At 67.1% G+C, this 13,103-nt stretch carries 13 protein-coding genes and 1 tRNA gene; 7 read left to right on the top strand and 7 right to left on the bottom strand.

Translation table 11 applies throughout. The annotated features are described in order from the left end of the window. Nucleotides 1-24: 24 nt before the first annotated feature. On the top strand, nucleotides 25-246 hold the full coding sequence (locus tag AC07SQ_RS24435; RefSeq protein WP_492695871.1) for a hypothetical protein: 222 nt from the start codon (nucleotides 25-27) through the stop codon (nucleotides 244-246). Between the two features lie 120 nt (nucleotides 247-366). Here the strand turns inward: AC07SQ_RS24435 and AC07SQ_RS24430 are convergent. The 6 genes from AC07SQ_RS24430 to cysS all read right to left on the bottom strand — a co-directional run bounded on the left by AC07SQ_RS24430 (nucleotide 367) and on the right by cysS (nucleotide 5,991). Beyond that, a tRNA-Ser gene (locus AC07SQ_RS24430) sits at nucleotides 367-459 on the bottom strand. Nucleotides 460-486: 27 nt separating this feature from the next. Next, a complete protein-coding gene (locus AC07SQ_RS24425; protein ID WP_062480939.1) occupies nucleotides 487-1,755 on the bottom strand; it encodes an aspartate kinase in 1,269 nt (422 codons plus the stop codon). Between the two features lie 55 nt (nucleotides 1,756-1,810). Beyond that, nucleotides 1,811-2,788: a tRNA lysidine(34) synthetase TilS gene (gene tilS / locus AC07SQ_RS24420; protein WP_495271483.1), complete on the bottom strand. Its 978-nt coding sequence runs from the start codon at nucleotides 2,786-2,788 to the stop codon at nucleotides 1,811-1,813. Nucleotides 2,789-2,808: 20 nt separating this feature from the next. After that, nucleotides 2,809-3,789: an acetyl-CoA carboxylase carboxyltransferase subunit alpha gene (locus AC07SQ_RS24415; RefSeq protein ID WP_056582036.1), complete on the bottom strand. Its 981-nt coding sequence runs from the start codon at nucleotides 3,787-3,789 to the stop codon at nucleotides 2,809-2,811. Nucleotides 3,790-3,946: 157 nt separating this feature from the next. Next, nucleotides 3,947-4,618, bottom strand: coding sequence for a DNA-3-methyladenine glycosylase family protein (locus AC07SQ_RS24410; RefSeq protein ID WP_095947831.1), 672 nt, complete (start codon nucleotides 4,616-4,618; stop codon nucleotides 3,947-3,949). After that, on the bottom strand, nucleotides 4,615-5,991 hold the full coding sequence (gene cysS / locus AC07SQ_RS24405; RefSeq protein ID WP_495271484.1) for a cysteine--tRNA ligase: 1,377 nt from the start codon (nucleotides 5,989-5,991) through the stop codon (nucleotides 4,615-4,617). The genes AC07SQ_RS24410 and cysS overlap by 4 nt, the downstream gene beginning before the upstream one ends. A gap of 196 nt (nucleotides 5,992-6,187) precedes the next feature. Between cysS and AC07SQ_RS24400 the strand changes: the two genes are divergently transcribed. The 6 genes from AC07SQ_RS24400 to AC07SQ_RS24375 all read left to right on the top strand — a co-directional run bounded on the left by AC07SQ_RS24400 (nucleotide 6,188) and on the right by AC07SQ_RS24375 (nucleotide 10,146). Next, nucleotides 6,188-6,778, top strand: coding sequence for a tetratricopeptide repeat protein (locus tag AC07SQ_RS24400; RefSeq protein ID WP_062480948.1), 591 nt, complete (start codon nucleotides 6,188-6,190; stop codon nucleotides 6,776-6,778). A gap of 97 nt (nucleotides 6,779-6,875) precedes the next feature. Next, the gene (locus tag AC07SQ_RS24395; RefSeq protein WP_082818298.1) at nucleotides 6,876-7,472 is read left to right on the top strand and encodes a peptidylprolyl isomerase; all 597 of its coding nucleotides are present in this window, start codon (nucleotides 6,876-6,878) and stop codon (nucleotides 7,470-7,472) included. Nucleotides 7,473-7,499: 27 nt separating this feature from the next. Then, a complete protein-coding gene (locus AC07SQ_RS24390) occupies nucleotides 7,500-8,012 on the top strand; it encodes a peptidylprolyl isomerase (protein WP_070060416.1) in 513 nt (170 codons plus the stop codon). A 25-nt stretch (nucleotides 8,013-8,037) separates the two neighbouring features. Further along, the gene (locus tag AC07SQ_RS24385; RefSeq protein ID WP_495271485.1) at nucleotides 8,038-8,814 is read left to right on the top strand and encodes a UDP-2,3-diacylglucosamine diphosphatase; all 777 of its coding nucleotides are present in this window, start codon (nucleotides 8,038-8,040) and stop codon (nucleotides 8,812-8,814) included. Between the two features lie 15 nt (nucleotides 8,815-8,829). Further along, a complete protein-coding gene (locus AC07SQ_RS24380) occupies nucleotides 8,830-9,621 on the top strand; it encodes a M90 family metallopeptidase (protein WP_495271486.1) in 792 nt (263 codons plus the stop codon). A 231-nt stretch (nucleotides 9,622-9,852) separates the two neighbouring features. Further along, nucleotides 9,853-10,146, top strand: coding sequence for a GYD domain-containing protein (locus AC07SQ_RS24375; protein WP_495271617.1), 294 nt, complete (start codon nucleotides 9,853-9,855; stop codon nucleotides 10,144-10,146). Between the two features lie 72 nt (nucleotides 10,147-10,218). On the opposite strand, the gene AC07SQ_RS24370 is transcribed toward AC07SQ_RS24375, so the two are convergent. Next, nucleotides 10,219-13,065 carry a DUF349 domain-containing protein gene (locus AC07SQ_RS24370; protein WP_495271487.1) on the bottom strand — a complete coding sequence of 949 codons (2,847 nt, stop codon included), beginning with the start codon at nucleotides 13,063-13,065 and terminating at the stop codon, nucleotides 10,219-10,221. Nucleotides 13,066-13,103: the final 38 nt, after the last annotated feature.

The raw sequence follows: 13,103 nt of genomic DNA, 5'->3' as shown, positions 1-13,103 counted from the left end.
GATGCACACCCAGGAGACACTGAAATGAGTTTTGAAAAAATCAAGCTCCGGTTCGGCCGGTCGTTCCGTCGCGGCGATCGCGTCGTCTGCGAAGGCCGGCTCGGCACCATCACCGGAGCGACCTATCCGCACGTGCGGGTACGTTTCGACGGCCGGCAGATTGCGGTGCCTTGCGATCCTTGCGAACTGCATGTGGGCACGGCGCCGATCGCGACGCTGCCCGTGCTCGGACCGCAGCCGTCCTGAAGACATCGCTTCGCCATTTCGGCGGAGCGGTCGCGCGTTGCGCGCAGACGCAAAAAAGCCCCGACTGGCGGGGCTTTTTTGGGCTGTTTGATCACTGCAAGGTGATCAGGAAGCCAATCCTGGCGGAACCGGAGGGATTCGAACCCTCGATGAGGCTCTACACCCCATACTCCCTTAGCAGGGGAGCACCTTCGGCCACTCGGTCACAGTTCCTGAAAGCAACCGCAATTATGCCATTACTTAAGCGCTCGGTTGGTCCAGATCGAACGCTTTATGCAGTGCGCGCACTGCCAATTCCATATATTTTTCGTCGATCACGACCGAGGTCTTGATTTCGCTGGTCGAGATCATCTGGATGTTGATCCCCTCTTCGCTCAACACACGGAACATCTTGCTCGCGACACCCACGTGGCTGCGCATGCCGATGCCCACGATGCTGACCTTGCAGATCTTGGTGTCGCCCACGATTTCGGTGGCGCCCAGCGAAGGCATCACCTTCGACTCCAGCAGCTCGACCGTGCGCGCGAACTCGTTGCGATGCACGGTGAAGCTGAAGTCGGTCTTGCCGTCCTTGCTGAGGTTCTGGATGATCACGTCGACTTCGATGTTCGCGTCTGCCACGGCACCGAGGATGTGATACGCGATGCCCGGCTTGTCGGGCACGCCGAGCACCGAGATCTTGGCTTCGTCGCGATTGAATGCGATGCCGGATACGACGGCTTGTTCCATGTTTTCGTCTTCCTCGAAAGTGATCAGCGTGCCGGACTTGGCCTCTTCATTGATGTCGATGTCCCATGCGGTGAAGCTCGAGAGCACACGCAGCGGCACCTTGTACTTGCCGGCGAATTCCACCGAGCGGATTTGCAGCACCTTGGAGCCCAGGCTGGCCATCTCGAGCATCTCCTCGAAGCTCACGGTGGTCAGGCGGCGCGCGTCGGGCTCGACGCGCGGGTCGGTGGTGTAGACGCCGTCGACGTCGGTGTAGATCAGGCACTCGCTGGCCTTCATGGCCGCCGCGATGGCCACGGCCGAGGTGTCGCTGCCGCCACGACCCAGCGTGGTGATGTTGCCCTCGTCGTCCACGCCCTGGAAGCCGGTGATGACCACCACGCGACCGGCTGCGAGGTCGGCGCGCACCTTGGCGTCGTCGATGCTCTCGATGCGGGCCTTGGTGTACGAGTTGTCGGTGCGCACCGACACCTGCCAGCCCGCGTAGCTCACCGACTCCACGCCCTCGGCCTGCAGCGCCATGGCCAGCAGTGCCGACGATGCCTGTTCGCCGGTGGAGGCGAGCATGTCGAGTTCGCGGTGATAGGCCACGCCGGGTTTGCCCGGGGAGAGCTCCTTGGCAAGACCGAGCAGGCGGTTGGTTTCGCCGCTCATGGCGCTGGGCACCACGATCATCTGGTGACCCGCACGCGCCCATTTGGCGACGCGCTTGGCGACATTGCGGATGCGCTCGGTCGAGCCCATCGACGTGCCGCCGTATTTGTGAACGATCAATGCCATGGATGAAATCAGAGAAAGATAAAGGGCCGCCTGGAAAGCGGCGCCCTGCAAGCCGTCAGAGCGAAGTCTTCAGCGAGGGCGGGGCATTGTACCAATGCAGCCGCTCTCCCCTGCGCTCGGCGAAGCCCGCGCCCACCTTGAGGTGGATGCGGTGGCCGCGCGTGGTGCAGGCGCGGACCTGGTCCAGCAGCTGGTCGAGCTGCGCCGCGCTCGGTGCACAGCCGTGCGACTGCATGAGCCAGTGGCGCAGCACGTTGGCCTGGCGCGCCCGAGACAGCGCCTGCAGCGTCCGGATCTGCGGCGGTTCGCCCACCGCGGCGAGGTCCTGCGACGCCAGTTCGCCCAGCAGCTGCTGGGCCTGCGCCGCGTGGCCGATGCTGCGCGCGAAGGTGGCGCGGAACTGCGGAAAGGCTTCTGCCAATGCAGGCAGCAGCACGGCGCGGATGCGGTTGCGGGTGTAGCGCGCGTCGGCGTTGCTCGGGTCTTCGATCCACGGCAACTGCTGCTGCGCCAGCCAGCTGCGGATGTCGGCCGCCGGTACCGCGAGCAGCGGCCGATGGATGTTCAATCCGTCGCGCACGGCATGCGCAGGCATCGCGGCCAGGCCCGGCAGGCCGGCGCCGCGCGACAGCGCCAGCAGCAGCGTTTCGACCTGGTCATCGGCATGGTGCCCGAGCGCGATGGACGACACCGCAGGCCGCGCGCCGTCGGCCCGTGCCATGGCCGCATACGCGTCATAACGTGCGCGCCGCGCCGCATCCTCGGGGCTGTCGCCCGGCGCATGCCGCGCATCGACGCGGTGTGTGACCAACGGCACACCGAGCCGCTCGCAGACCTGCGCGCACTGCCGCTCGAAGTCGTCGGCCGCCGCCTGCAGGCCGTGATGCACATGGAAGGCGATCACCTGCCCCGGCCATCGCGCCGCGCAGGCCGCGAGCAAGGCGGTCGAATCCGCGCCGCCGCTGAAGCCGACGGCCAGCGGCAGGCTCGCCGGTTCGAACGCGGCCATGGCGCGTTCGAAGGCTTCGCTCATGATGGAAAAGGGAAAGCCGCTCAGCGGCTGTTGTCGGCCTTGGTGTCGTTGAACCGGCCGTAGCTCTGCAGGCGCTCGTAGCGGCGGTCCAGCAGTTCCTTCGTCTTCAGGTCGCTGACCTGGCGGAAGGCGTCGTTGAGCGCGCGCTTGAGGAACGCGGCCATCTGGCGATGGTCGCGGTGCGCACCGCCGACGGGTTCGTTGACGATCTTGTCGACCAGGCCCAGCGCCTTCAGGCGGTGCGCCGTGATGCCCAGTGCATCTGCGGCTTCCTGCGCCTTGTCGCTGGTCTTCCAGAGAATGGACGCGCAGCCTTCGGGGCTGATCACCGAGTAGATCGAGTACTGCAGCATCACGAGCTGGTCGCCGACTGAAATGGCCAGCGCGCCGCCCGAACCGCCTTCACCGATGATGGTGACGATGATGGGTACCTCGAGCTGCGCCATCTCGAAGATGTTGCGGCCGATGGCTTCCGACTGGCCGCGCTCTTCGGCGTCGATGCCGGGGTAGGCGCCGGGCGTATCGACGAAGGTGAACACCGGCAGCTTGAATTTCTCGGCCGTCTTCATGAGACGCAGCGCCTTGCGGTAACCCTCGGGCTTGCTCATGCCGAAGTTGCGCGCGGTGCGCTCCTTCGTGTCGCGACCCTTCTGGTGACCGAGCACCATGCAGGGCACGCCGTTGAAGCGTGCAAGGCCACCGACGATCGACAGGTCGTCCGAGAAATGGCGGTCGCCATGCAGCTCGACGAAGTCCGTGAAGATTTCGTTGACGTAGTCGAGCGTGTACGGGCGCTCCGGATGCCGTGCGATCTTGGTGATCTGCCAGGGCGTCAGGTCGCTGTAGATGTCTTTGGTGAGTTGCTGGCTTTTCTTGCCGAGCTGATCGATTTCTTCCGAGATGTCGACCGCCGATTCGGTCTGTACATAACGCAGTTCTTCGATCTTTGTTTCGAGTTCAGCAATGGGCTGCTCGAAGTCGAGGAAGGTTCGTTTCGCCAACGTCTTCTCCTGTTTATTTCATCAATTGACCGGCCATCCGGCTCTTTTGCATTTATTCCAGAAACACCGAGGAACCGGCTTTGCCGGGCCTGCGGTGTTGCCCCCTCGAAGGGGGTTGGCGAAGCGACACGAAGTGCGCGAAGCCTGGGGGTGATCCTTAGTAAACGACCGGCACGGGGTCCAGCGATCGCCAAATATACCAAGTCGCCACGCTGCAATACGGCGCCCAGGCCACGGCGACATCGCGGGCATCGCTGCGGCTGACCGGGTCGCCCGAAAAATAGTTCACGCTGATGCCGTTGAGCAGGCCCTGGTCGTCGACCGGCAGCACGTTCGGGCGCATCAGGTGAAAGATGAGGAACATTTCGGCGGTCCAGCGGCTGATGCCACGGATGGCCACGAGCTCTTCGATGATGAGCTCGTCCGACATGTCTTTCCAGCGGTCGACATGCACGGTGCCCGAATCGAAATTCAGGGCCAGGTCGACCAGATATTCGATCTTGCGCGCCGACAGCCCGGCGCCGCGCATGTCATCGACCTTGAGCTTGAGCACGTTGGCCGGCGTCAGCTTGCGCGGCAGCGCCGCGAACTTGTCCCAGGTCGACTGCGCGGCCTTCACCGAGATCTGCTGGCCCACGATGCTGCGCGCCAGCGTGGTGAAGGCGTCGCCGCGCGATTCGAGGCAGGCCTCGCCGAACTTCGGAATGAGCCGCTTCATCACGCGGTCTTTCTTGGCCAGGTGCTTGCAGGCTTCCTCCCAATAGTCCGGCGTGTAGATGCGCACGCTGGTCTGCTGGGTGGCGGGTACGGGGTTCGTCGTTCCGTTCACTGTGCAGCCGCCCAGGTCGTTCCCGTGGGCGAATCCTTGAGCACGATGCCCTGCTCGAGGAGTTCCTGGCGAATGCGATCGGCTTCGGCGAAATTCTTCGCCGCCTTGGCCGCCGCGCGTGCCTCGATCTTCGCCTGGATGGTGGCTTCGTCGAGCGTGGTGCCCGCCTGCAGGAACGCCTTCGGATCGCCTTGCAGCAAGCCCAGCGTGCCGGCCAGCGCCTTGAGCAGGCCCGCGGTGTCTGCGGACTTCGTGCGATTGACTTCGCCGGCCAGCTCGAACAGCACGGCGATGGCTTCGGGCGTGCCGAAATCTTCGTCCATCGCCGCCTTGAAACGCGCCGCGTGGGGCTGCGTCCAGTCGATGGTCACGGCCCCTGGCGCCACCAGGTCGAGGGCGGTGTACAGGCGCTTGAGCGAGTTGCGGGCGTCGTCGAGGTGCGCGTCGCTGTAGTTCAGCGCGCTGCGGTAATGCGTGCGCACGAGGAAGAAACGCAGGCTCTCGGCGTCGTACTTCTGCAGCACTTCGCGGATGGTGAAGAAGTTGCCCAGGCTCTTGGACATCTTCTCGTTGTCCACGCGCACGAAGCCGTTGTGCACCCAGAAGCGCGACAGCGGCTTGCCGTTGGCGCCTTCGCTCTGCGCGATTTCGTTCTCGTGGTGCGGGAACTGCAGGTCGGCACCGCCGCCATGGATGTCGAAAGTCTCGCCGAGCGTGGCGCAGCTCATGGCCGAGCACTCGATGTGCCAGCCCGGGCGACCGGTGCCGAAGGGGCTGTCCCACTTGGCGTCGTCGGGCTCGGTCGGCTTGGCGGATTTCCAGAGCACGAAGTCGAGCGGGTCCTGCTTGCCGTCGAGCACCGCGACGCGCTCGCCGGCGTGCAGTTCGTCGAGCGACTTGCCCGAGAGCTTGCCGTAGCCGGTGAACTTGCGCACGGCGTAGTTCACGTCGCCGTTGTCCGAGCGGTAGGCCAGGCCCTTGCGTTCCAGCGTCTCGATGATGCCGAGCATCTGCGGCACGTATTCGGTGGCGCGCGGCTCGATGGTGGGCGGTTCGATGCGCAGCGCACCGATGTCCTCGTGCATGGCCGCGATCACCTCGTCGGTCAGCGCGCGGATGGTGATGCCGCGCTGGACCGCGCGGGCGATGATCTTGTCGTCGATGTCGGTGATGTTGCGCACGTAGGTCACGGCATAGCCGCTGGCGCGCAGCCAGCGCTGCACCACGTCGAACGCCATCATCATGCGGGCGTGGCCGATGTGGCACAGGTCATAGACGGTCATGCCGCACACGTACATGCGAACCTGTCCAGGTTGCAGGGGGGAGAAATCCTCCAATTCACGCGACAGCGTGTTGTAGATGCGCAGACTCATGGGACTCGGAAAGCGTTGATTCGCGCACGTGCGGTACGGGCGAGCAACGGTGTATTTCAGGGGTGACGGGGGGTGTGGCTACGAGGGGTTCGACGTGGCCCCTCGGCTACAATGCGACGCAGTATAAACGGCTGCCGCCGCGCAGCATCCGGGTGTTCTCCAGGCCCCCGCTCTCCCCCAATCCTGCCGAGGCTTCATGAAGCACGCCGCGTTCTCCAGACTCCCCATCGCCTTTGCACTGCTGTTCGGTCTGTGGGGCTTCGCCGCGCACGCCAACGACTACGACGACGTCAACCTTTTGCTGCGCCAGGGCAAGTCCGCCGAGGCGCTGGCCAAGGCCGACACCTACATCGCCGGCAAGCCGCGCGACCCGCAGATGCGCTTCCTGCGCGGCGTGATCCTCACCGAGCAGAACAAGACCGCCGACGCGATCACCGCGTTCACGCAGCTCACGCAGGACTTCCCTGAACTGCCCGAGCCGTACAACAACCTCGCGGCCCTGTACGCGTCGCAAAGCAAGTTCGACCAGGCCCGCGCCGCGCTCGAAACCGCGCTCAAGCTCAGCCCCAACTACGCCACCGCGCACGAGAACCTCGGCGACGTGTATGCACGCCTGGCGGCCCAGGAATACCAGCGCGCCCAGCAGTTCGCCACCACCAATGCGAGCGTCGCGCCCAAGCTCGCGCTGATCCGCCAGATCTTCACGCCCAAGGCCGCGGCCGATGCGGCCGTGCTGCCGGCCGCGCCGCCCGAAGTGCGCAAGCCCGTGGGCCGCACGACCAAGTAACAGCCTCTTGCAATCCGGCGGTGCGCACACAGTTGCCTCCCAACCTGCGCCCTCGCAGGCCCATCGCCCTCCCCTCCACCTGCACACGGAGCCTCATTTGACGACCTCTGCACTTTCCCGTTTCAGCCGCCGCGGCGCCCTCGCACTGGCCGCGGCCCTGGCCTTCGGCGCCGCCGCCGGCGCGCACGCCCAGCAGGCCGCGCCGCGCGTCAAGCTCGCCACCTCGGCGGGCGACATCGTGGTCGAGCTCGATGCGGCCAAGGCCCCCAAGACGGTCGAAAACTTCCTGCAGTACGTCAAGGACAAGCACTACGACGGCACGGTGTTCCACCGCGTCATCGACGGCTTCATGATCCAGGGCGGCGGCTTCACGGCCGACCTGCAGCAAAAGCCCACGCGCCCGCCGATCCCGCTCGAGGCCAACAACGGCCTGAAGAACGACAAGTACACGATCGCGATGGCCCGCACCGGCAACCCCAATTCGGCCACCTCGCAGTTCTTCATCAACGTGAAGAACAACGACTCGCTCAACGCGCCCAACCCCGACGGCTACGGCTACACCGTGTTCGGCAAGGTCGTCGCCGGCACCGACGTGGTCGACAAGATCCGCGCCGTGCAGACCGGCAACAAGGGCGGCATGCAGAACGTGCCCGTCGAAACCCTCACCATCAAGTCCGCCACGCTGGCGAAGTAATCCCGTTTCCGAAGAAGGAGCTAACTCATGAGCAACCCCCAAGTCGAACTGCACATCAAGAACTACGGCGTCATCACGCTCGAACTCGACGGCGTGAAGGCACCGAAGTCGACCGCCAACTTCATCGAGTACGTGAAGAAGGGCCACTACGACAACACGGTGTTCCACCGCGTGATCCCCGGCTTCATGGTGCAAGGCGGCGGTTTCGAGCCCGGCATGAAGCAAAAGCCCACCGGCGCCGAGATCGAGAACGAAGCCAACAACGGCCTCAAGAACGCCAACTACACCGTGGCCATGGCCCGCACGAGCGCACCGCACTCGGCCACCGCCCAGTTCTTCATCAACGTGGCCGACAACGGCTTCCTGAACCACACCGCCCCCTCGGCCCAGGGCTGGGGCTATGCGGTGTTCGGCAAGGTCACGGGCGGCACCGATGTCGTCGACAAGATCAAGGCCGTGAAGACGGGCCGCAAGGGCTTCCATGACGACGTGCCCCTCGAGGACGTCGTGATCGAAAAGGCAGTCGTCACTGTCGAGTGATGCACCTCAGGCACGGCGCAGCGGCATGACCCCGGTGGCGAACCCGGCTTTCTCCGAGCTGGTGGCGTCGCCCGCGTGGCGCACCGTCGACCTGATTTCCGACCTGCACCTGCAGGCCAGCGAGCTGGCCACCTTCGAGGCCTGGCAGGGCTACCTGCAGACCACGCCGGCCGATGCGCTGGTCATCCTCGGCGACCTGTTCGAGGTGTGGGTGGGCGACGATGCCGCCGCCCAGCCCGGCTTCGAGGCGCAGTGCGCCGAACTGCTGCAGCGCACCGCGCAACGCATGCCGGTGTTCTTCATGCACGGCAACCGCGACTTCCTCGTCGGCAAGGCCTTTGCCGCGCAATGCGGCCTGACCTTGCTTGACGACCCCACGGTGCTGGTGCTGCACGGCGAACGCTGGCTGCTCAGCCATGGCGACGCGCTCTGCCTCGAAGACACCGACTACCTCCAGTTTCGCGCCCAGGTGCGCACGCCCGAATGGCAGGCCGCGTTCCTCGCGCGCCCGCTGGAAGAGCGCCGCGCCCTCGCCCGCGCCATCCGCGCACAGAGCGAAGACCGCAAGCGCGATCCCTCGACCCTCTGGGCCGATGTGGACGCCGACGCTGCCCGCCAATGGCTGCAGCACGCGGGCGCCAGCGCGCTGATCCACGGCCACACCCACCGCCCCGCCGTCCACGACCTGGGCCACGGCCTGCGTCGCATCGTGCTGAGCGACTGGGACGCCGCCGCCCATCCGGCGCGCGCGCAACTGCTGTGCCTGTCGGCCGCCGGCGCGCAGCGCGTCGACCTGCGCTAGGCGCACCGCCCGCCGATGTTCAAGTGGCTGCGCCGGCTGCGCGCCCTGCCCCCGATTCCCGACGCCGCCTGGCACGCCACGCTCACGCGCTACGCCTTCCTGGGCGCGTTGCCGTCCGAACAGCAGCAACAGCTGCGCACGCTGGCGGCCGAGTTCCTGCGGGACAAGGAATTCCACGGCACGCAGGGCTTCGTCATCACCGACGAGGTGGCGCTGGCCATCGCGGCGCAGGCCGTGCTGCCGGTGTTGCATCTGAAGGACGGGCTCGACTGGTACGACGATTTCGTCGGCATCGTGGTGCATCCGTCCGAGGTGGTGGCGCCACGCAAGGTCGTCGATGACGCGCTGGTCGTGCACGAATACGAAGAGGTCGTCGCCGGCGAGGCGATGGACCAGGGCCCCGTCATGCTCAGCTGGCAGGACGTGCTCGCGAGCAGCGTCAGCAGCGAGGGCGGCTACAACGTCGTGATCCACGAGTTCGCCCACAAGATCGACATGCGCAACGGCATCGCCGACGGCTGCCCGCCGCTGCCGGCCGGCTTCATGGGCCGGCGCAGTGCGCGCGAGGCCCGCGCGGCCTGGATGGCCGTGCTGCAGCCGGCCTACGACGACTTCCGCGAGAAGACCATCCTTGCCGAACGCTTCGGCGCCGAGCCGCCCTGGCTCGACGATTACGGTGCGACCTCGATCAGCGAGTTCTTCGCGGTGGCCTGCGAGGCCTACTTCGTGAACCGGCCGAACTTCGCGCGGGACTTCCCGGGAGTGCTGGTTCTCTTCGATGCGTTCTTTCGGCCTGCGCAAGCCTGACCGCCCCTCACATCTGGTTTCCTTGCTTGCGCGCGCGATCGCGGTCCGCATACCTCGTCCTGAGTAGGCGTTGATCGGGGGCGCCTTGCCTTTGCAGGCCCCAGGCGTAGCATCGCTGCGGCCATCGCCCTCCACAGCGTCGCTGCGCGCCTGATGACCTGGAGCGTCGCCATCGGGGGCGGCGTTGCTTCATGTGATTCGCCCCCGCGGATAACAACACAGGAGCAGAAAATGGTGACCTATATCGGCATGCTGAGCTTCACGGACAAGGGCATCCAGAGCGTCAAGGAAACCACCAAACGCGCTGCCGCCGCCAAGGAAACCGCCCAGAAGCTCGGCGTCAACATGCGCGAGATCTTCTGGACCATGGGCGACTGCGATGTGGTCTGCGTGCTGGAGTCCGAGGACGAGCAGGCGCTCTGTGCATTCAGCCTGGCCATCGCCATGCAGGGCAATGTGCGCACGCGCTCCCTGCGCGCCTATACCGCCGGTGAAATGGACAAGATCCTGGCCAAATTGCATTGAGCCGGGACGGGTCGACACACATGAAAAAGCCCGCACGCGGCGGGCTCTTTCTCATGAATGCGCGCTGGCGCCTTACTTGCGCAGCAAGGCCTTCAGTGCGTTCTGCAGACGGCGCGCAGTGGCGGCGTCGTGCGCGGCGGCGAGCACCTTGCCGGCGTCCTGACCCCAGGTCTGGGCCGGCGTCGGATCGCCACGCTTCGTCAGCAGCTTGAGCTGCAGCGCGCGGCGTGCATCGAGTTGCTCGGCGGGCGTCGGCACTTCGGCGGCCATCTCGAGGCGCAGCAGCGCTTCTGCGGCATCGCTCGCGCCGGCCGTCGGTGCGGCACCCACGGCTTGCGACCATTGCGTGCGCACGGCCGGCGTCACGGCACGGCCCAGTTCCTGCACGCTCGGCAGGCGGGCGGCATCGCGCTGCTCCCAGGCGCCGAGCACCTGCGTGAGCGCTTCGCCGTGGGCCTGCGCGGCCAGCTTGCGCAGCGCCATGTCGGCACGCTCGAGCGCTTCGCGTTGCGCGCGGAAGGCGGCATCGCCCAGACGCGGGCCGCGGTCTTCGCGCGGCGGACGGTCGCCGAAACGGCCACCGCCCGGTGCGCCGCGATCGCCACCACGGGCATCAGGACGCGGGCCGCCACGGTCGTTCGGACGGCCGGGGCCGCCGGCACCAGGACGACCGCCGTCGCGGCGATCACCGAAGCGACCCGTGCCGCGGGCGGCCGGTGCGGCTTCGGCCTTCTTGCTGCTGGGCCGGTCGTCGCCACGCATGGCGACCACGGGCTTGGGTGCGGGCTTCGGCGGCGCGGCCGGCGCGACGCTTGCGGCTTCACCTGCTTCGTGCGCGGCGCTATCGCTGCGGGCCGAGGCATCCGCGCCGTCTGCGGGAGCGACCAGGTCGGGCGCGTCCGCCACTGCTGCCGCTGGTGCGGACGGCGTGGCTTCGGCATCGCTCGAACCCGGCGTCTGCTCGGCGCTCTCGCCGAACTCGGCGGCAGCCTGGCCGGGGGCTTCGACACCGGTTGCGCCGACCGAAGGACCGTCGCTCGTGGTGGCGGGTGCCGATGCAGGCGCCGGCACTTCACCGCGCAGCGCGGCTTCGAGGCCGGCGATGGCGGCGCGGATCTTCTGTGCGTCGCCACCGGCATTGGCCGCGTCGAGCGCCTTGGACGCGTCGAGCACGTAGCGATCGTGCTCGCTCATGGCGGCCGATGCCTTTTCGCGCTCGACCGTCTTGCGGTTGAAGGCTTCGTCGATGGGTGCGCGGAACGCGTCCCACAGCTTCTGTTCGTGGCGGCGGTCGAGCGGCACGCTCTGCGCCTCGTGCTGCCAGCGCTGCTGCAGCGCCTTGACGGCGTCGATGCGCAGCATCGGCTGGGCGCCCAGCTCGGTGGCTTCGGCGATCATGGCCTGGCGACGTTCGACGCTGGCCTTCTGCGCGGTTTCGAACGGTGCGCGGGCGGCGCCGAAGGCCTCATTCCACAGCGGTTGCAGCTCGGCGAACACCTTCTCGCCCACGTGGCCGGCATCGCGCCAGCGGTCGGCGAACTGGTGCAGCGCGCGATTGTGCGCCTTCAGGTCGGTGGCGCCGGCATGGGCGGCAGCCCAGGCCTTGACCTCTTCGATCAGCGCGACGCGCAGGCCGCGGTGCTCGGCGGCATCGGCGCGTACCTTCTCAAGCCACGCTTCGACGACCTTGTGCGCTTCGTTGCAGGCTTCGTCGAAACGCTTCCACAGCGCGTGGTTCGGCACGCCGCCCTGGTCGGCCTGCTTCCACTGGTCGCGCAGGGCGCGCAGGGTTTCCTGCATCTTGCGGCCACCAAGGGCCTGGCCTTCGGGGCGCTTGAGCAGGCCTTCGGCCTTGGCGACGAGGTCTTCGCGCACCTTGTCGGCGCTCCAGCGCTGCCAGCCTTCGAGTTCGCCGGCGGCGACCAGTGCGGCATGCACGCGGGCTTCGAGCGGCGCGTCGACCAGCTTGCCGTGTTCCTTGAGCACGGCGCGCAGCGCAGCGGCGGCGCCGGCACTGGCCTTGCCGTGGCCTTCGGCGGTTTCCTGTTCGAGCTTGGCGAGGGCGGCCTGCACGGCGTCTTGCGCCGCGGCGCGCACGGCCGGGTCGACCTTGGGTGCGGCGGGACGGGCGGGCGCGGCGGGCTTGGGGGCCACCACTTCGCCGCGCGCGGCGCGCAGTTCATCGGCCCAGACGGGCACCGGGGGCAAAGGCGCGGCGGCATCGGCGGCTGCGGCCACGGCCTGCGCCAGCGCGCCGTGGAACGAATCGGACACCACGAGCAGTTGCGACTTGGAAGCTTCGAGCTGGGGGGCGAACTTGGCGTCGAGGCTGTTCCAGTTGGCATCGGCCACGATGTCGGCGGCCTGCTGCTGCCAGTGGGTCACGTCGGCGCGCAGCGATTCCTCGGCGGCCTGGGCGTCCTTCCAGCCCTTGGTGGACAGCACTTCGAAGCGCTGCGCCAGCAAGACGGCGGCTTCGCGGTGGACCTGCGCGCGGTGCTGCAGGTCTTCGATGCCCTTGACGCGCTCGGCCAGCTGGGCCTTCAGCCCGGCCAGCGGTTCGCGCGACAACGGCGCGCCGGCCTTGGCGGCGTCACGCTGCCAAGCCAGTGCGTCGGCGATGTTGAGCTTGGACTGCGCCAGCAGCGTCTCGGCCTTCTGCGCCCATTCGGCCGCGATGGCTTCCTGGCCCTTGGCGCGTTTGATTTCGTCGAGTTTTTCGCGCAGCAGGCGCGCGGCGCCCTTGTCGCGGCCGCTCAACTCCTTGAAGACCTCTTGCATCTGCTCGGACGAAGGGTTGCCCGCGAGCCAGTCGCGGATGCGCGCGGCGCGCTCGCCCGAGGTCGGCGCGGTGAAGGCGCCGCCGGTGAGCGTGTCGAGGGCCTGGAGGTCGTGTGGCTTGGAAGAAGTAGAGGTCACTGCGCGAAATCGTTGTCTTGGTAGAGAAAGCGAAGGCG

Source organism: Variovorax sp. GW821-FHT06D12 (genome assembly GCF_059419205.1).
This window is presented reverse-complemented; position numbering and strand designations above follow the sequence as displayed.

Excerpts from the sequence above, each read along its gene's own strand:
- cysS (WP_495271484.1), bottom strand. The coding sequence starts at position 5,991 with ATGAGTCTGCGCATCTACAACACGCTGTCGCGTGAATTGGAGGATTTC.
- tilS (WP_495271483.1), bottom strand. The coding sequence starts at position 2,788 with ATGAGCGAAGCCTTCGAACGCGCCATGGCCGCGTTCGAACCGGCGAGC.
- AC07SQ_RS24435 (WP_492695871.1), top strand. The coding sequence starts at position 25 with ATGAGTTTTGAAAAAATCAAGCTCCGGTTCGGCCGGTCGTTCCGTCGC.
- AC07SQ_RS24380 (WP_495271486.1), top strand. The coding sequence starts at position 8,830 with ATGTTCAAGTGGCTGCGCCGGCTGCGCGCCCTGCCCCCGATTCCCGAC.
- AC07SQ_RS24425 (WP_062480939.1), bottom strand. The coding sequence starts at position 1,755 with ATGGCATTGATCGTTCACAAATACGGCGGCACGTCGATGGGCTCGACC.
- AC07SQ_RS24385 (WP_495271485.1), top strand. The coding sequence starts at position 8,038 with ATGACCCCGGTGGCGAACCCGGCTTTCTCCGAGCTGGTGGCGTCGCCC.
- AC07SQ_RS24390 (WP_070060416.1), top strand. The coding sequence starts at position 7,500 with ATGAGCAACCCCCAAGTCGAACTGCACATCAAGAACTACGGCGTCATC.
- AC07SQ_RS24400 (WP_062480948.1), top strand. The coding sequence starts at position 6,188 with ATGAAGCACGCCGCGTTCTCCAGACTCCCCATCGCCTTTGCACTGCTG.
- AC07SQ_RS24375 (WP_495271617.1), top strand. The coding sequence starts at position 9,853 with ATGGTGACCTATATCGGCATGCTGAGCTTCACGGACAAGGGCATCCAG.